Source organism: Aquibium carbonis (assembly GCF_003970795.1).
In the GTDB taxonomy this organism is placed as follows: domain Bacteria; phylum Pseudomonadota; class Alphaproteobacteria; order Rhizobiales; family Rhizobiaceae; genus Aquibium; species Aquibium carbonis.
Genome location: NZ_RWKW01000087.1, coordinates 1 through 16,538, shown reverse-complemented (window position 1 = coordinate 16,538; position 16,538 = coordinate 1). Strand labels below are relative to the sequence as shown.

The 16,538-nt window shown below is 67.9% G+C and carries 13 protein-coding genes and 1 pseudogene; 5 read left to right on the top strand and 9 right to left on the bottom strand.

Going from position 1 to position 16,538, the window contains the following annotated elements; genetic code table 11:
- Together EJC49_RS20075 and EJC49_RS26155 are read right to left on the bottom strand one after the other, a co-directional pair.
- Positions 1 to 451, bottom strand: a 451-nt coding sequence (locus tag EJC49_RS20075) for a Y-family DNA polymerase (protein WP_245453491.1), incomplete at its 3' end; no start/stop codon positions are given.
- Complete coding sequence (locus tag EJC49_RS26155; protein ID WP_245453489.1) at positions 426 to 1,418, bottom strand: ImuA family protein; 993 nt, start codon at positions 1,416 to 1,418, stop codon at positions 426 to 428. The genes EJC49_RS20075 and EJC49_RS26155, both read right to left, overlap by 26 nt.
- A gap of 178 nt (positions 1,419 to 1,596) precedes the next feature.
- Here EJC49_RS26155 and EJC49_RS20070 point away from each other — a divergent pair, with 178 nt between their 5' ends.
- Positions 1,597 to 2,019: a metallopeptidase family protein gene (locus EJC49_RS20070; RefSeq protein ID WP_126701719.1), complete on the top strand. Its 423-nt coding sequence runs from the start codon at positions 1,597 to 1,599 to the stop codon at positions 2,017 to 2,019.
- A 60-nt stretch (positions 2,020 to 2,079) separates the two neighbouring features.
- On the opposite strand, the gene EJC49_RS20065 is transcribed toward EJC49_RS20070, so the two are convergent.
- Together EJC49_RS20065 and EJC49_RS20060 are read right to left on the bottom strand one after the other, a co-directional pair.
- Entirely contained in the window at positions 2,080 to 2,286 is a 207-nt protein-coding gene (locus tag EJC49_RS20065; RefSeq protein ID WP_126701718.1) for a DUF1737 domain-containing protein, read from the bottom strand.
- Positions 2,287 to 2,322: 36 nt separating this feature from the next.
- Entirely contained in the window at positions 2,323 to 2,889 is a 567-nt protein-coding gene (locus EJC49_RS20060; protein WP_126701717.1) for a peroxidase-related enzyme, read from the bottom strand.
- 107 nt (positions 2,890 to 2,996) lie between these two features.
- Here EJC49_RS20060 and EJC49_RS20055 point away from each other — a divergent pair, with 107 nt between their 5' ends.
- Together EJC49_RS20055 and EJC49_RS20050 are read left to right on the top strand one after the other, a co-directional pair.
- Positions 2,997 to 7,748 (top strand): NAD-glutamate dehydrogenase, encoded by a 4,752-nt coding sequence (locus EJC49_RS20055; protein ID WP_126701716.1) that lies wholly within the window; start codon positions 2,997 to 2,999, stop codon positions 7,746 to 7,748.
- Between the two features lie 25 nt (positions 7,749 to 7,773).
- On the top strand, positions 7,774 to 9,171 hold the full coding sequence (locus tag EJC49_RS20050) for an MFS transporter (protein WP_126701715.1): 1,398 nt from the start codon (positions 7,774 to 7,776) through the stop codon (positions 9,169 to 9,171).
- 27 nt (positions 9,172 to 9,198) lie between these two features.
- Here EJC49_RS20050 and purH read toward each other — a convergent pair whose 3' ends face one another.
- From purH to htpX, 4 genes are all read right to left on the bottom strand, one after another.
- Entirely contained in the window at positions 9,199 to 10,815 is a 1,617-nt protein-coding gene (gene purH, locus EJC49_RS20045; RefSeq protein WP_126701714.1) for a bifunctional phosphoribosylaminoimidazolecarboxamide formyltransferase/IMP cyclohydrolase, read from the bottom strand.
- Between the two features lie 87 nt (positions 10,816 to 10,902).
- The gene (locus EJC49_RS20040) at positions 10,903 to 12,612 is read right to left on the bottom strand and encodes a heparinase II/III family protein (RefSeq protein WP_126701713.1); all 1,710 of its coding nucleotides are present in this window, start codon (positions 12,610 to 12,612) and stop codon (positions 10,903 to 10,905) included.
- Between the two features lie 122 nt (positions 12,613 to 12,734).
- On the bottom strand, positions 12,735 to 14,129 hold the full coding sequence (locus EJC49_RS20035; protein WP_126701712.1) for an RsmB/NOP family class I SAM-dependent RNA methyltransferase: 1,395 nt from the start codon (positions 14,127 to 14,129) through the stop codon (positions 12,735 to 12,737).
- Entirely contained in the window at positions 14,120 to 15,139 is a 1,020-nt protein-coding gene (gene htpX / locus EJC49_RS20030; protein ID WP_126701711.1) for a zinc metalloprotease HtpX, read from the bottom strand. Before htpX ends, EJC49_RS20035 begins: the two co-directional genes overlap by 10 nt.
- Positions 15,140 to 15,250: 111 nt before the next feature.
- Between htpX and EJC49_RS20025 the strand changes: the two genes are divergently transcribed.
- Positions 15,251 to 15,529 (top strand): DUF1674 domain-containing protein, encoded by a 279-nt coding sequence (locus EJC49_RS20025; protein WP_126701710.1) that lies wholly within the window; start codon positions 15,251 to 15,253, stop codon positions 15,527 to 15,529.
- 36 nt (positions 15,530 to 15,565) lie between these two features.
- Here EJC49_RS20025 and EJC49_RS20020 read toward each other — a convergent pair whose 3' ends face one another.
- Complete coding sequence (locus EJC49_RS20020) at positions 15,566 to 16,006, bottom strand: type II 3-dehydroquinate dehydratase (protein ID WP_126701709.1); 441 nt, start codon at positions 16,004 to 16,006, stop codon at positions 15,566 to 15,568.
- Positions 16,007 to 16,150: 144 nt separating this feature from the next.
- On the opposite strand from EJC49_RS20020, the pseudogene EJC49_RS20015 reads away from it, so the two are divergent.
- A pseudogene (locus EJC49_RS20015) lies at positions 16,151 to 16,538 on the top strand (hypothetical protein); the annotation flags it as partial.

Genomic DNA, 16,538 nt, shown 5'->3' with positions numbered 1-16,538 from the left:
CGACGCTTTCCATCGCCGCACAGACGGCGGCCTCCAGCCGCAGCGCCGCCAAAGGCAAGGCGCGCAGGCAGGCGGCTTCCCCGCCAGCCTCGATGATTCCGCCGCGGGCGAACCGCGCCGCGGCCCAGGCGGCCCCGGTGGTCGAGGCGATGGCGGCGCGGGCGCAAAATCCCTGCTCGCCGAGGCGTTTCAGCAGATCGTCCAGCATCGCCCGCTCGCCGCCGAAAAGATGGGCGCAGCCGGTGATGTCGAGGTTCAGGCCGTCCCGGCCATCGAGCGCGACCAGCGGGGTGTAGCGGTCGCACCAGTCGGCCAGGCCTTCGAGGAGCCGTTCCTCGGCCGCGGGATCGGCCTCGATGACCTCCAGCGTCGGATGCATGGCGCGTGCGTCGGCGATGCCCATGCCGCGCTTGAGCTTCAGCGCCTCAGCCCGCTCGTCGAGGGCGGCGATCCGCTGGGCGTTCTTCTCGCGCCGGCTGACGGCCAGCGGCGGACGATGCGCTGCCGGCGTCGTTCGCCAGGCGCGGCCAAGCCGCCGGCGCCATATGCCCTCGGTCGGAAGGTAGGGGAACCAGAGCGACAGGATCCTCTGGCCGTCTGTGCCTGAACGTGCGGTCATGGGCGTTCCATTCCAGTTCGAACCTGCCGGACGCGCCTGTCCGGCTCTTGTCGAGGACCACGCAAAAGGCGGGCGGGCCGATCGAGCCCGCAAGCGGCCCCGACACGGTGGAGCGCAGTCCCGCCGCAGCCGGGGACACGAGAAGGCGCACGGGCGCCGCGGTCGCCTCCGGCCGCGCGGAATGGCGCAGCAAAAGCACCGGGCGACCCGCATCGCGGGCGCGAAAGTGCAGCCGCCGCGTCGCCGTCAGGTCGAGCCGCCGCGCCTGCCCGCGCAGTTCGAGGAGCACCAGCCCGACGGAGGAGAGCCGCGCGGCCTCGTCGGCGACCCACAGGGCGTCGTCGAGCCTGGCCGTCTCGCAGAAGAGCAGGCGTTCGGGCATGATGCCGAAGCGGGACAGCAGACCGGGCGCATGAGGCGCACCGGCCTCGCGATGCGTGTCGGACGCGGCGATCCACAGCAGCGGCAGGCCGGAGGAGAGCGCCATCGCGGCCAGTCCAACGGCAAAGCCCGCCACCGTACCTGCGTCGCGCACCTCCGCGCCATGTATTTCCGTGAGCGCGGCCCGCGGCAGGCCACCGCCAAGGGCTGCATCCAAAACCTCCGCGCCCGTGGCCAGAATGCCGCCGGCGTGAAGGCCGTGGCGCAGCGCCACGCCACCCTCGCGCAGCACCGTGCCATCCCCGGTCATCGGTTCACCCGCGGCGAGTTCCAGCCTTTCGGCGGGCGTCCCCTCGATCCGGGCGACTTGTTGGCGCAAGGCAAAAAGGGTTTCCCGCGCCGTGGCGATGGACGCCATGGCTCTGCTCCTGCATTCGTTCCTGTTATGTTCTTATGGATTCCAGAGGCCCGGGAAAGAGTCAAGCACGCGTCGGCTGAATTTATTCCTAGGAGCCTTTACCCTGCGTTTCATGCCTTGCGTCCAACCCCTCGCAAGACGGGCCATGAACGGCTATATGCCCGCCAAAGGACAAGACATGGCCCGTATCTACCAGACCCGTTCCTGGCACGACCAGCTCTCTCCCTCGGTGGACGAGATGGAGTTGCTCGCGCTCGAAGCCTACGCCCACCTGCCGGACGATTTCCGCACGCTCACCGGGGAGATCGTCATCCAGATCGCCGAGTTCCCCGACGAGGAGATCATGGACGACCTGTCGCTGGAGACGCCGTTCGACCTTCTCGGCCTGTTCGAGGGGCGCGGCATCGCCGAACGCTGGAACCCGGCCACCGGCGAGGGGCCGAACCGGGTCACGCTCTACCGCCGCGCCATCCTCGACTACTGGGCGGAGAACGAGGAGACGCTGGGGGACATCGTCACCCATGTGCTGATCCACGAGATCGGCCACCATTTCGGCCTGTCGGACGAGGACATGGCGCGGATCGAGGAAGCCGCGCCGTAAAAGGGGGCGGGGCTCGCGGCCGCACCCTGTCGAAGACGACGCAGATCCGGTGCGGGCGGCTCAGTATTCGCCGAGCTTGATGCCGGGCTCGTAGTCGACGCCCTCGACCTCCTTCACCACGGCCTGCCCGCAGCGCATGGTCTTCGTTTCGGCGTCGTAGGCGTAGGTCGGCCCGCCCTGAAGCAGCCAGCCCTTGTTCAGGGCGGCGGTGACCTTGTGACAGAAGCTCGAATCGTCGGGTCCGGTCAGGAAGCGGTAGAGTTTCATGGATGAGGTCCTGCTCTGTTTCGGGCGGCGGGCGCTTCACCGCGCCATGGCGTGGTATTCGTCGTTGGGCCGCATGTCGACGGCGGCGGCCATGCGGTTCGACATGTTGAAGAAGGCGGCGGTGGAGGCGACGTCCCAGATGTCGCGATCCGAAAAACCCGCCGCGCGCAGGCCCTGCCGGTCGGCCTCCTCCATCCTGTCGGGTGTTTCGGTGAGCTTCACGGCGAAGTCGAGCATCGCCTTCTGCCGCGCGGACAGATCGGCGGCGCGGTAGTTCATCACCATCATCTCGCCGAGCTTCGGGTCGCCCGAGAGCTGGCGCACGGCGGCCCCATGCGCGGCCAGGCAGTAGTAGCAGTGGTTCACCGAGGAGACCGCCACCGCGATCATCTCGCGCTCGAGCTTGGACAGCCCCGACTGGCCGAGCATCAGATCGTTGTACATGTCGGTGAAGGCGCGCAGCTTCTTCTCGTCGAAGGCATAGGCCTGGAGGACGTTCGGAACCATGCCGAGCTTTTCCTCGCACTTGGCGAAATAGGCCCTGGTCGATTCGCTCAGGTCCTCGGCGGGAGCCAGGTCGAGCGCCGTGATCTTGTCCGTCATGATGATTTCATTCCTCCCGGTCATTGTCGCCCCGTCCGGATCATCGGCGGGGTCGTAAACATTCCCGATCCTGATACGATACCGGAAAAATCCCGAGGGAGGGAAGAATGGCCGAAGGGACGCGCAACATGCACACCACGGATGGCGACGCCAGCCGGGCATTCGCCAAGCTTCTCCTGTCGCGCGCTTCCGCCGAAGACATCGCCGGCTATGACGACGCCATGCTGCAGAAAGCCGCGGCGCTCGCCCATGAAACCGTGCTCCGACATCGCAAGGGCGAAAGCCTGGTCTCGATCGCCACCGACAGCGGCGTCGAGCGTGGCGCGCGCCCGGTGACCGTCATCACCCTGGTCAACGACAACATGCCGTTCCTGTTCGATTCGGTGATGGGCGAGATCGGCGAGGGCGGGGTCGAGCTGCTCTTCGTTGCCCATCCCGTGATGGCCGTCGCGCACAGCGAGGAAGGCGCCAACGTGATCGTCGGCGATTCCGCGCGCGCGCAAGGCGACCGTCTCAGCGTCATCCAGGTTCACGTCCCGCCCATGACGCACGAGGACGCGGAAGCGTTGCGAGCGCGGCTTGCCCAGGTGCTCGCGCACGTGCGTGCCGCCGTCCTGGACTGGAAGCCGATGCTGGCCCGGCTCGAGCACACCATATCGGATTACCGCTACCTGCCCGTGCCGCTGGACAAGGCCGCCGTCACCGATGCCATCGCCTTCCTGGAATGGCTGCGCGACGACAATTTCACCTTCCTGGGCATGCGCAGCTATCGGTATGTGGGCGAGGGTCCGACCGGCGAACTCGAGCGGACGGACCAGCGCGGCCTGGGCATCCTGTCAGACCCCGACCTGCGGGTTCTGCGCGGCAAGACGCAGACGTCGATCACCACGCCCGAGATCCTGTCGTTCCTGAACGGCCCGGAACCGTTGATCGTCACCAAGGCCAATGCCCGCTCGCTGGTGCACCGGCGGGCCTATCTCGACTATGTGGGGGTCAAGACCTTCGACGCCGAAGGCAAGCTGTCGGGCGAGCTGCGGATCGTCGGCCTGTTCACCTCGACCGCCTACACGCGTTCCGTCCTCAACATTCCCTATCTGCGTTCGAAGGCCGAGGCCGTCCTGACCAAGTCGGGCTTCGACAAGGCCGATCATTCCGGCAAGGCGCTGATCAACGTGCTGGAATCCTATCCGCGCGACGAACTGTTCCAGATCGACACGGCGCTGCTTCGGAAACACGCGATGTCCGTGCTGGCGCTGGGCGAGCGTCCGCGCGTGCGCAGCCTCGTTCGGGTGGACCAGTTCCACCGCTTCGTCTCGGTCATCGTGTTCGTGCCGCGCGACCGCTATGATTCGCGCGTCCGCCAGGAGATCGGCGATTATCTGAAGACGGTCTTCCATGGCCGGCTGTCGGCCTACTATCCCGCCTTTCCCGAAGGGTCGCTCGCCCGGGTGCATTTCATCATCGGGCGATCGGTCGGCAAGACGCCGGCCGTTCCCGCCGAGCGGATCGAGGACGCCATCCGCGGCATCATCCGGACCTGGGAAGACACCTTGCGCGAGGCGATGGCCGAGGCCGGCGAGGATCGCGCCCTCTCCGATCTGGCCCAGTTCTTCCCCGAGGCCTACCGCAACTCGTTTTCGCCGGATGAAGCGATCGTCGACGCACGGCGGATCGCAAGGCTGTCGCCGGACAGTCCGATCGCGATCGACTTCTACCGCCACGCGGACCAGCCGTCCGAGCGCGTGGCCCTGAAGATCTATCACCATGGCTCCGCCGTTTCCCTGTCGAAGCGCGTGCCCCTGCTCGAGAACATGGGCTTCAGGGTCATCTCGGAACGGACCTTCGAGGTCGGCGAAGAAAAAACGGTGTTCATCCACGACATGGAGCTGGAGAGCGCCTTTGGAAAGCCGGTCGAGCTCGCCACGGACGGCGCCCTGTTCGAGGGCGTCTTCCTGTCGGTCTGGAACGGCCAGGCCGACAATGACGGCTACAACGGTCTCGTCCAGACCGCCGGCCTGAAGGCCCGGGAAATCGTCATCCTGCGCGCCTATGGGCGCTATCTGCAGCAGGCCGGCATTCCGCAGAGCCAGGATTTCGTGGCCGCCGTCCTCAACCGCTATCCGGCCATCGCGCGCGACCTGTTTGCGCTGTTCACCGCCCGCTTCGACCCGGCCGTACCCAAGGGGACGGCGGCGCATGACCAGCAGGAACTCGAGCACCGTGTCGAAGCTGCGCTCGAGGACGTTCCGGTGCTCGACGACGACACCATCATTCGCCGGTTTCTGAACCTGATCCAGGGGACGCTGCGCACCAACGCCTTCATGCAGCCGGAGACCGGAAAGCCGCGTTCGCTCGCCTTCAAGCTCGAGTCGGCCAAGCTTGCCGGACTGCCGGACCCGAAGCCCTGGCGCGAGATCTTCGTCTACGGGCCCGAGGTCGAGGGCGTGCACCTGCGCTTCGGCCCGGTCGCCCGCGGCGGGCTGCGCTGGTCGGATCGTGCGCAGGACTATCGCACCGAAGTGCTGGGACTGGTGAAGGCGCAGCAGGTGAAGAACGCCGTCATCGTGCCCGTGGGCGCCAAGGGCGGGTTCTATCCCAAGCAACTGCCGGCCGGCGGGTCGCGCGATGCGATCTTCGAAGCCGGCAAGGCGGCCTATGTCAACTTCGTCTCGTCGATGCTGTCGATCACCGACAATCTCGACGTCGACAGGGTGATCCCGCCCGAAGGCGTCGTCCGGCACGACGGGGACGATCCCTACTTCGTGGTGGCGGCCGACAAGGGCACGGCGACCTTTTCCGATACCGCCAATGCCATCAGCGAGGCGCATGGCTTCTGGCTCGACGATGCCTTCGCCTCGGGCGGATCGGTCGGCTACGACCACAAGAAGATGGGCATCACCGCGCGCGGCGCCTGGGAGGCGGTCAAGCGGCACTTCCGCGAGATGAACCGCGACATCCAGACGGAGGCCTTCACGGTCGTCGGCGTCGGCGACATGTCGGGCGACGTGTTCGGCAACGGCATGCTGCTGTCGAAGGAAATCCGTCTCGTCGCCGCATTCGACCATCGCGACATCTTCATCGATCCCGATCCGGACGCCGCTGCTTCCTTCGCCGAACGGGAGCGGATGTTCTCGTTGCCGCGATCGAGCTGGCAGGACTACGACCGCTCGACCATCTCGGCCGGTGGCGGCGTCTTCTCCCGGTCGCAGAAATCGATCACGCTGTCGGAGGCTGCCGCGCGCGCGATCGGGATCGGCAAGACCATCGCCTCGCCCACCGAAATCATGAACGCCATCCTGAAGGCGCCCGTCGACCTCTTGTGGTTCGGCGGCATCGGCACCTATGTCCGGGCGACCACCGAGAGCAACCAGGACGTCGGCGACCGCGCCAACGACACCATCCGCGTCGCAGCCCCCGACGTCGGCGCCAGGGTGGTCGGCGAGGGCGCCAATCTCGGCATGACGCAGCGGGCCCGCATCGAGTACGGCCTCGACGGCGGCCGCTGCAACTCCGATGCGATCGACAATTCCGGTGGGGTCAATTCCTCCGACGTCGAGGTCAACATCAAGATCGCGCTGGCGGCGGCGATGCGGAAGGGAACGCTGTCGCGGCCCGACCGGAACGTCTTCCTCGCCGAGATGACCGACGAGGTGGCCAACCTCGTGCTCGACAACAATTACGACCAGACGCTCGCCCTGTCGCTCGCCGAGCGACGGGGGCTTGCCGACCTGCCGCACCAGCAGCGCTTCATGGCCATGCTGGAAGCGAGGGGCCAGCTCGACCGCGCGGTGGAAACGCTTCCCTCCGATGCGGCCCTCGCGGAACGCGCGGCCAGGGACCAGCCGCTCACCCGCGCCGAGCTCGGGGTGCTGCTGGCCTATGCGAAGATCGTGCTCTTCACCGACATCGTCGAAAGCGACCTGCCGGACGAGGCGCATCTCGACAACGACCTGCTCGGCTATTTTCCGGACCGCATGGCCAAGGCCTACAAGGCCGAGATCGAAGGCCACAGGCTGCGCCGCGAGATCATCGCGACCGTCCTCGCCAACGACGTCATCAACCGTGGCGGCCCGTCCTTCGTCAGCCGGCTGCAGGACGTCTCGGCCTGCGGCGCTGCCGACGTGGTGGCTTCCTACACGGTCGTGCGGGATGGTTTCGACATGCCGGGACTGTTTGGCGCCATCGACGCGCTGGACAATGCGGTGGATGGCCAAGCGCAGCTCGGCTTCTACCAGGCCGTCACGCGGCTGATCGACGCGGCCACCCATTGGGATCTCAAGAACGGCGACCGGTCGATGACCGTGGGCGAACGCGCGGCCGAATTGCGCCGCGCCCGCGGGGTGCTGGAGCCGGTGCTGGTCGGTCTCCTGCCGGCCTTCATGCGGGCACGCCTCGACGGACGTCTGGCTGCTTTCGAGCAGGCCGGCGCGCCCTCCGATCTCGCGTCCCGTCTGGCCTTCCTGGATGTCGCCGAGATCGTGCCGGACATCGACCTGGTGGCGCGGTCGGCGGACGCCGAGCTGCCGACGGCGGCGAAAGTCTTCCTCGGCGTGACCGAGGCGTTCCGGATCGGCCGCATCGAGGATGCGGCCCGGGCCGTCGTCCCGTCCGACTATTATGACGGGCTTGCGCTTTCGAGAGCCAATGACATGATCGGCGCGGCGCGCAGAGGCATGACGATTTCCGTGCTTGCCGGCCACCGGGATGCGGCCGACCCGGTTGCCGCCTGGCTCGAAGCCGGCGGCCATCAGTTGACGCGGGCGCGCGAACGGCTGCAGGCGCTGACGGAAAGCGGCGACATCAGCGTGTCGCGGCTGACGGTGGCTGCGGGCATCATGACGGATCTGGCCGGGCAGTGACCCGGCGCCTGGGGGGCGGACGGATATGAGCGACCTCGTGGAACCCCGCGCGTCCCGGCGCGGCATCTGGGGCTGGATGCTGTTCGACTGGGCGCAGCAGCCCTTCCATACGCTCATCATCACCTTCGTCTTCGCGCCCTATTTCGCCTCCGCGGTGGCGCCTGACGCGGCGCGGGGGCAGGAGCTCTGGGGTTATGCCACCGGTGTGGGCGGATTGCTGATCGCGCTCTCCTCCCCGGTGCTGGGCGCCATCGCCGACGCCTCCGGCCCGCGCAAGCCGTGGATTCTCGCCTTCTCCGTTCTGGGCGTCATCGGCTGCTGGATGTTGTGGTTCGCGGTTCCGGGCATGGAGAACCTGGGATGGCTCCTGTTCTTCATCGCGCTGGCCGTGTTCGGAATGGAGTTCGCCGCCGTCTTCAACAACGCCATGATGCCGGACCTCGTGCCCCGCGCCGAGCTGGGCCGCCTGTCCGGCTCGGCATGGGGCCTCGGCTATCTGGGCGGACTGGCGACGCTGATCCTGGTGCTGGGCCTGATGTCGGCCTCGCCCGACACCGGCCGCACGATGCTCGGGCTGGAACCGATCCTCGGCCTCGATCCGGCGATGCGGGAAGGCGACCGGGCCTCGGGGCCGCTGACGGCGATCTGGTACGTCGTCTTCCTGCTGCCGATGCTTTTCTTCACGCCCGACGTCCCGCGCCGCGGCCCGTCCGCGGGCGCCATCAGGCGGGGACTTGCGCAGCTGGTGTCGACGCTGCGCGCACTGCCGAAGCAACGAAGCTATCTCAGCTTCCTGCTGTCCTCGATGTTCTATCGCGACGCCCTGAACGCGCTCTATGCCTTCGGCGGCATCTACGCGGCCGGCGTGCTCGGCTGGTCGATCATCCAGATCGGCATCTTCGGCATACTCGCCAACATCACCGGCGCCCTCGGCGCCTGGGCCGGAGGCTTCCTCGACCAGCGCTATGGTCCGCGCTTCGTCGTCGCGCTCTCGACCGTCCTGCTGGCGCTGTGCTGCCTCGTCGTCATTTCGACCACGCAGACCGAAGTGCTGTTCCTCACCGTGGTGGCGGATGGCTCGTCGTCGAACCTGCCCGACCTGACCTTCTATGCCGCAGGCGGGCTGATCGGCGCTGCCGGCGGGTCGCTGCAGGCCGCCTCGCGGACGCTTTTGGTCGACCAGGTGGAAAAGGAGCGGGTGACCGAGGCCTTCGGGCTCTACGCCCTGTCGGGCAAGGCCACGACCTTCATCGGCCCGATCTCCATCGCGCTGGTGACGGGGTTCTTCGCCTCGGACGCCTTCGACCTGTCGACCCAGGACGCCCAGCGCCTCGGCGTCACGCCGGTCATCGTGCTGTTCGTCATCGGGCTCGTCCTGCTGCCTTGGGTGCGGACGAAGGGCTATGGGAAGGCTGAAGGCTGAAGCGGTCCCTGGACATCCGCCGACCGCTCAGTGCCGGAAATGCCGCATCCCGGTGAAGACCATGGCGATGCCGGCTTCGTCGGCGGCGTCGATGACGTCCTGGTCGCGCATCGAGCCTCCGGGCTGGATCACCGCCGTCGCGCCCGCCGCCACCGCCGAGAGCAGGCCGTCGGCGAAAGGGAAGAAGGCGTCGGAGGCCACCACGGAGCCCTTCGTCGCCGGTTCGGCGCTGCCTGCCGCTTCCGCCGCGTCCTCGGCCTTGCGGGCAGCGATGCGCGAGGAATCGACGCGGCTCATCTGGCCGGCGCCGATGCCCACCGTGGCTGCGCCGCGGGCATAGACGATGGCGTTGGACTTGACGTGCTTGGCGACCCGGAAGGCGAACTTGAGGTCGGCGAGTTCCGCTGCGCTCGGCGCGCGCCTGGTCACCACCTTCAGGTCGAGGTCGTCGACCACGCCATTGTCGCGCGACTGGACGAGAAGCCCGCCTGAAACCGTCTTCGCCGTCAGGCCCGGCGCGCGGGGGTTGGGCAGGTCGTCGGTGAGAAGCAGACGCAGGTTCTTCTTGGCGGCGATGATCGCTTCCGCCTCGGGGGTGGCGCCGGGCGCGATGATCACCTCGGTGAAGACCCTGGCGATTTCCTCGGCCGCTTCCGCGTCGAGCGGCCGGTTGAGCGCCACGATGCCGCCGAAGGCCGAGACCGGGTCGCAGGCCAGCGCCTTCAGGTAGGCTTCCTTGAGGCTCGTACCCTCCGCCACGCCGCAGGGGTTGGCGTGCTTGATGATGGCGACGGCTGCGGTCCTCGCCGGGTCGAATTCGGCGACGAGTTCGAAGGCGGCATCGGTGTCGTTGATGTTGTTGTAGGAGAGCTGCTTGCCCTGCACCTGCCGCGCGGTCGCCACGCCGGGGCGTCGTTCGCCGGTCACGTAGAAGGCCGCCTGCTGGTGCGGGTTCTCGCCGTAGCGGGTCACCTCGGCCAGCCTGCCAGCGACGCTGCGCCAGCCCGGATGCTCGATGCCGAGCGTCTCGGCGAACCAGTTGGAAATGGCCGCGTCGTAGGCGGCCGTGCGCCCGAAGGCCTTGGCGGCGAGCCGCTTGCGGAACTCGTAGGAGAGGTGTCCGGCATCGGCCTCGAGCGCCAGCTTGACGGATTCATAGTCGTGCGGATCGGTCACCACCGCCACATAGGCATGGTTCTTCGCCGCCGCGCGCACCATGGCCGGGCCGCCGATGTCGATGTTCTCGACGGTGTGCGGGTAGTCGCCGCCGGCTTGGCGCACCTCCTCGAAGGGATAGAGGTTGATCACCACGAGGTCGAAGGGCCGAATGCCATGCGTTTCCATGGCCTCGGCGTGCTCGGGATCGTCGCGGACGGCGAGCAGTCCGCCATGCACCAGCGGATGCAGCGTCTTGACGCGCCCGTCCATGATTTCGGGAAAGCCGGTCACGTCGGAGACGTCGGTCACGGTCAGGCCCGCCTGCGCCAGCGCCTTCGCCGTGCCGCCGGTCGAAACCAGCTGGACGCCGCGATGGAAGAGGTCGGTTGCAAACGCCACCAGGCCCGTCTTGTCGGAGACCGAGATCAGCGCGCGGCGGACCAGGACGCGATCGGGCGCGGGGATGTTCTTGGATGCGACGGCCATGGCGCTTGTCTGTCTCCGTGCGGGATGCGGGAAGTCCGCGCCCTACCACAGGATGCCCCGAAAACAAATCGGCTGCCGCCGGACGGATCAGAAACCGTCGATCGCCATGCGCTTGAAGCGCCAGCGGACGACCTCCGTCTCCGAAGCATGGAAGGAGAGCACGATCTGCATGTTGCGGCGAGGTCCCGACAGGCCGGCGAAGTAGATCGATTCCTCGACGACGGGAACGGCTTCCGCGCAGGAGAACACCCACGCATCCGCGCCGGGGGTCGACAGGGCGATGCGATCGTGGTCGTCGCGCAGGATCTCAACCGCCGGGTGGATGTGGAAGCGAACCGCGATCTGGTCCCGCTGCAGGCGCGGCTTGCCGCCATCCGGCCGAAAGAAGCGGTCCCGCCCGACGAGCGTGGCGCCGTCCTCGGCCAGGATGATCATGCGCTCATGCACGAGGCCGCAAGCCGGGACATAACCGTCGTGATGGGCGACGAAGCCCTGCATGCCACGCTCGTCGATGCGCCGCGATTCGACGACCTGCGGCCCCGAGGCAATGCGCCGCCCGAGGAGCTCGATCTGCCGCGCCCCGGTCAGAAAGGTGCAGGACGAGGTGTCGTTCATCACCGCGGTGCTGTGCGCCGCCGTGGCGCGCGCCACCGCGAGGTAGTCGGCCGGACCGTGGTCGTCGACCCCGGCATTGACGACGAAAAGCCGGCGCTGCGAGGACATTTCGAAGGACAGGCAGCCGGCATGCGCCGCTGCCGACGCTTCGAAGGGCGGCGGACGTCCGGTGTCGGCGATCACCGTCGTATCGCCGATGCAAAGCCGCTCGAAACCGGAGTGCGGTGCATGCAGGAGCGGCTGCCCGGCGGCGTCGTCATGGCGAAGGATCGCCACGATGCGGTCGGAGATCGTCGCGCCCATGCCGTTGAAGCGGGCGAGGTTGCCGTCCTGATGGCGGAAGAACCGGAGCGCCGGCAGCATCCGGTCGATCGCCCCCATCAGAGCCTGCGGCGGCGCTTCGGCCTGGTTCGCGTAGGTCTGGCGCAGGGGCAGGAGGTCCGCCAGGATTTCGAGGATCGCCAGCGGGTTGCGCGAGATGTGGCCGCCGTCCGCGAGAATCTGCCGGTCGAGTTCGCGGGCGAGGTTGCGGGTGGCGGTGCGCAGCGCGGCCGCGGCGGTGGGCAGCGACAGCGCGGCGAAGGCAATGGCGATGCGGGCGCGGAGACGCTCCTCGTTTTCCGGCATCTCGCCCGCGATCGAACGCAGGTAGCGAATCTGGAAGGACAGGGACTTGAGGAAGGAGCGGTAGAACGGCAGTTCGGCGCCCTGCAGCACCACGGTGGAATGCTGCAGCCAGGCGATGATCCGCCGGGCGGTGACGTCGGGCTCCCAGGCGACGCCGGTGAGCCGCCCGCCATTGGTCGAGATCCAGTCGGAGACGAGCGCCCGCGCGTTTGCGGCGGCGAGTTCGGTGCCGGCCTCGCGCATGTGGCGCAGCCAGCGGAAGCTGTTGAGGGACCTGCGCCAGGCAATGGGCGCTTTGCCGATGCCGAAGGGCGAGTTGCCGCCGGTCTCGATGATTCGGCCCGCCAGCGCGAATCGGCCGTGGTAAATCTCGATCGCGATCTGGGCGTCGGGCAGGCGCAGATCGGGCGGCGCGATCAGGACGCGCTCGGGCGTCCGACCGATGTAACGCAAGCGATAGGCGGGCCCAGCGCGCAGCTTTCGCCGCGCCCGCGCCCACGCCTCACGAGCGAACAATGCCCACAAGCGCGGAGTATGGTCCGCCGCTTTCGCCAAATCCCGTTGTCCTCGTCTGTCTGCCCGCCCGGTGTTCCGTTGTATCTGATTCAAGTTTCGGCGCGACAGCGAATTTCAAGAAATCACCGCCGTCACTCGCCGAAGAGGCTCTTCGTGGACCGTCAGGCGGGAGGAATCCGGCGGAACCGCGCCGCGAAAAAGCCATCGAGACCCGCATGGGACGGGTCGTCCGCAGCAAGGCCGGCGGGGGTCGTCCTGATTTCGCCCGCGGCGTTGATGAAGGCGTCGGCGCCCGCAATCTCGCCTGCCCGCACCGGGTCGCGGCTGAAGTCCGTCCTCTCGGCCAGGAAGGCCGCGACCATGTCCTCGCCCTCGGCGGGGTCCAGCGAGCAGTTCGAAAAGACCAGCACCCCTCCGGGCGCGACCATGTCGGCCGCCCGCGACAGAAGCCTGGCCTGCACGGCCGCAAGCTTGGCGATATCGTCGGGCGACTTCGTCCAGGGCACGTCGGGATGGCGCCGCACCGTCCCGGTCGACGAACAGGGCGCGTCGAGCAGCACGGCGTCGAAGAGGGTAGCCGGTGCATATTTCGTCAGGTCAGCCTCGACGATCTCCGCGGCGAGACCGAGTCGTTCGAGGTTCGACGACAGGCGCCTGATGCGGTTCGCGGATGCTTCCACGGCGGTTACCGCGGCTCCGGCCGCGGCGAGCTGTGCCGTCTTGCCGCCTGGCGCGGCGCAGAGGTCGGCCACGCGCCGCCCCGCCACGTCGCCGAGCATGCGCGCAGGCAGCGCCGCCGCCGCATCCTGCACCCACCATTGCCCGTCCGCGAAGCCGGGCAGTTCCGTGACCGCGCGGTCGAGATGCGGGACGCGGACGGATCCCGTCGGCAGGACGAAGCCGCCAAAGGCTTCGGCCCAGCGTTCAGGTTCCGACCTGACCGTGAAGTCGGTCGGCGCCTCGGCGCGGTGCAGGGCCAGGATCGCGCGAGACTGTTCCGGGCCGTAGGCGGCACGCAGCCGTTCGACGAACCAGGCCGGCGCATCGGTCGAGCCGGCGAGCGCGGCGGGAAGGGCGCGGTCCTTGCGGCGAGCCAGTTCGCGCAGGACGCCGTTGACGAGGCCCGAAAAACGTTCGGTGCGGGGGTCGGCCTTGGCGTGCACCACCGCGAGGTTGACGGCGGCGCTGTCGGGAATGTCGAGGAACAGGATCTGCGCGGCGCCCACATGCAGGATATGGGCGAGAGCGGTGGCATTGGCGGGAAGCGGCCGGTCGAGCCGGCTCTCGATCAAGGCCGAAATCGTCATGCGGAAGCGCAGAGCGGTCGCCAGGATGGCTCGGACCAGCCCGCGGTCGCGCGGCTCGAGCGCGCGGTAGTCGGGATGGCCGTGCTCGTCGTCGGTCAGCCCGTCCAGCGGCGTCTTCTTGTCGATGACGGCGGCGAGCAACCGCGCAGCCGCACGCCGCGCGGCGAGGCCGGGCGTTCCGGCGCTGTCGTCCCAGGCTGTGCGCGATCGGGGGTTGGAGGGGCGCCGCTGGGCGCCGCTCACGACCAGGGTCCCTTCGACCCTCGGTCATTCCCCGGCCGGCCGGCACGGGGGACCGAGGTTCGGCCCGGACGCGAGGCCTCGCGAGTCGGCTCCGCCCGGCCATCATGTCCGCGTCCCCAGGGGCCGCCAGGCTCGGTGGCGGGCTGGACGTGGCTGCCGCCGCCGCGACCGAGGCCGCTGCGCGCCATGGCCTCGAGCGCCGCGATGCGGTTGTCGGTGTTGGGGTGGGTCGAGAACAGGTTGTCCATCTTCTCGCCCGACAGCGGGTTGATGATGAACATGTGGGCGGTCGCCGGATTGTGCTCGGCGTCGGGATTGCGGATGCGCTTGGCTGCGTTGGCGATCTTGTCGAGCGCGGAGGCGAGCCAGAGCGGATTGCCGCAGATTTCGGCGCCCAGCCGGTCGGCCGAGTATTCACGGGTGCGGCTGATGGCCATCTGCACCAGCATCGCCGCCAGCGGCGCCACGATCATGGCCACCAGCACGCCGATGAAGCCGAGCGGGTTGTTGTTGTCGCGGTTGCCGCCGAAGAAGAAGGCGAAATTGCCGAGCATCGAGATCGCGCCGGCCAGGGTTGCGGTGATCGTCATGATCAGCGTGTCGCGGTTCTGGATATGGGCCAGTTCATGCGCCATCACGCCGGCGACCTCCTCGTAGGAAAGCCGCTGCAGCAGGCCGGTCGTCGCCGCCACGGCCGCGTTCTGCGGGTTGCGGCCGGTGGCGAAGGCATTCGGCTGGTCGTTCTGGATGAGGTAGACCTTGGGCATCGGCATGCCGGCGTTGCGGACAAGGCCGCGCACGATCTCGTAGTATTCGGGCGCGTTGCGTTCGTCGACCTCCACCGCATGGTGCATCCGCAGCACCATCTTGTCGGCGTTCCAGTAGCCGAACAGGTTCATCGCGGCGGCGATGAAAAAGGCGATCATCATGCCGCCGGAACCGCCGATCAGATAGCCGACGCCCATGAAGAGCGCGGTCATGGCGGCAAGCAGCATCGCGGTGCGTATCATGTTCATCGACGGGAGCTCCGTGCCTGCCCGCGAGCGTGGCTCGCTGGGTGTCCAAACCGCTCTATATGATGGTATGCGCAGGGTTCCACTTCAATATTGTGCCATGGGTCGAGAACGATGAACGACAGCGGGAAAACCGGGAAAACCACGTCGGACGCGGTGGATCCGACGGAGCATTCGACGCGGGCTCTGCCTGAGTCGTCTTCCGAATCCCCGATCACGGAACCGAAGCCCCTCAGCGATGCCGCACGGCGCGCGCTGGCGGAGGCGGAGGCGCGACGCGCCGCCTACGAGGCCGGGGCCGCCGCGCTTCCCAAGGAACTCGGCGGGCGCGGCGGCAAGGAACCCGGCCGCTACGGCGACTGGGAGGTTAAGGGCATCGCGACGGATTTCTGACGCCTGGACGCCCCGCCTGTCCCGGTGCAATCCGGTTCAGTCGCGAATCAGTTCCAGCATGGCGCGGACGGCCGCCGGATAGCCGTTCGGCCCGAGGCCCGCGACCACCGCCGTGGCGACCTTCGAGACCAGCGAGCGATGATAGATCTCCTCGCGGCGATGAATGTTGGAGATGTGCAGCTCGATGATCGGGCGCGGGAACATCTTCAGCGCGTCGAGGATGGCGATCGAGGTGAAGCTGAAGGCGGCCGGGTTGATGATGATGCCGGCGGCCGGCCGATCGATCGCTTCGTGGATCCATTCGATGATCTCGTACTCGCGGTTCGATTGCCGAAACTCCAAGGGAACATCCCCGGCCGCCGCCCGGCACATGGTCTCCACCTGCGCCAGTGTCGTCGAGCCGTAGATCTCGGGCTCGCGCGTTCCGAGCCGGTTCAGGTTGGGACCGTTGAGGACGTAGATCGGCGAAGTGGACATGAGGATGCCTTCTGCGGAAAGGGGCTGCACCGGCGGGATCGCTGCCTGCGAAAAAGGCTGGCCCATCACCCCTGCCAGGGTTGAACGCTCACTGAGTTCTAGCATACAGTACCTCAGAATTCGGCAAGTCGGCAAGGAGACGATATGGCGCTGGTGGGAGACGGTTTCCTGGTGATGTGGCACGACATCACACCGGAGATGCAGGGCGAGTACACCGAGTGGCACACGCGCGAGCATATGCCCGAGCGGCTTTCGATCCCCGGATTCCTGGTCGGCAAGCGTCTCGTGAACCATGACCGAGACCATTATCGCTTCGGGACGATCTACACCGGCCGCGACGTGGAGGTGTTCCGGTCGCCGGCCTATCTGGCGCGGCTCAACGATCCGACGCCGTGGAGCAACACGCTGCAGCCGGCCTTCCGCAATTTCCTGCGCGTGGCGTGCGAGCGCGTCGCATCCGCCGGGCGTGGCGACGGCGGCGCGGCGGCCACCACGCGCCTGTCCTTCGCCGAGGGCGCGGGCGAGGCAGCCG

Bases quoted from the DNA above. Each gene is read 5' to 3' on its own strand.
- EJC49_RS20055 (WP_126701716.1), top strand. From the start codon at position 2,997: ATGGCCGAAGGGACGCGCAACATGCACACCACGGATGGCGACGCCAGC.
- EJC49_RS20060 (WP_126701717.1), bottom strand. From the start codon at position 2,889: ATGACGGACAAGATCACGGCGCTCGACCTGGCTCCCGCCGAGGACCTG.
- EJC49_RS20025 (WP_126701710.1), top strand. From the start codon at position 15,251: ATGAACGACAGCGGGAAAACCGGGAAAACCACGTCGGACGCGGTGGAT.
- EJC49_RS20070 (WP_126701719.1), top strand. From the start codon at position 1,597: ATGGCCCGTATCTACCAGACCCGTTCCTGGCACGACCAGCTCTCTCCC.
- EJC49_RS20020 (WP_126701709.1), bottom strand. From the start codon at position 16,006: ATGTCCACTTCGCCGATCTACGTCCTCAACGGTCCCAACCTGAACCGG.
- EJC49_RS20050 (WP_126701715.1), top strand. From the start codon at position 7,774: ATGAGCGACCTCGTGGAACCCCGCGCGTCCCGGCGCGGCATCTGGGGC.
- htpX (WP_126701711.1), bottom strand. From the start codon at position 15,139: ATGAACATGATACGCACCGCGATGCTGCTTGCCGCCATGACCGCGCTC.
- EJC49_RS20065 (WP_126701718.1), bottom strand. From the start codon at position 2,286: ATGAAACTCTACCGCTTCCTGACCGGACCCGACGATTCGAGCTTCTGT.
- purH (WP_126701714.1), bottom strand. From the start codon at position 10,815: ATGGCCGTCGCATCCAAGAACATCCCCGCGCCCGATCGCGTCCTGGTC.
- EJC49_RS26155 (WP_245453489.1), bottom strand. From the start codon at position 1,418: ATGGCGTCCATCGCCACGGCGCGGGAAACCCTTTTTGCCTTGCGCCAA.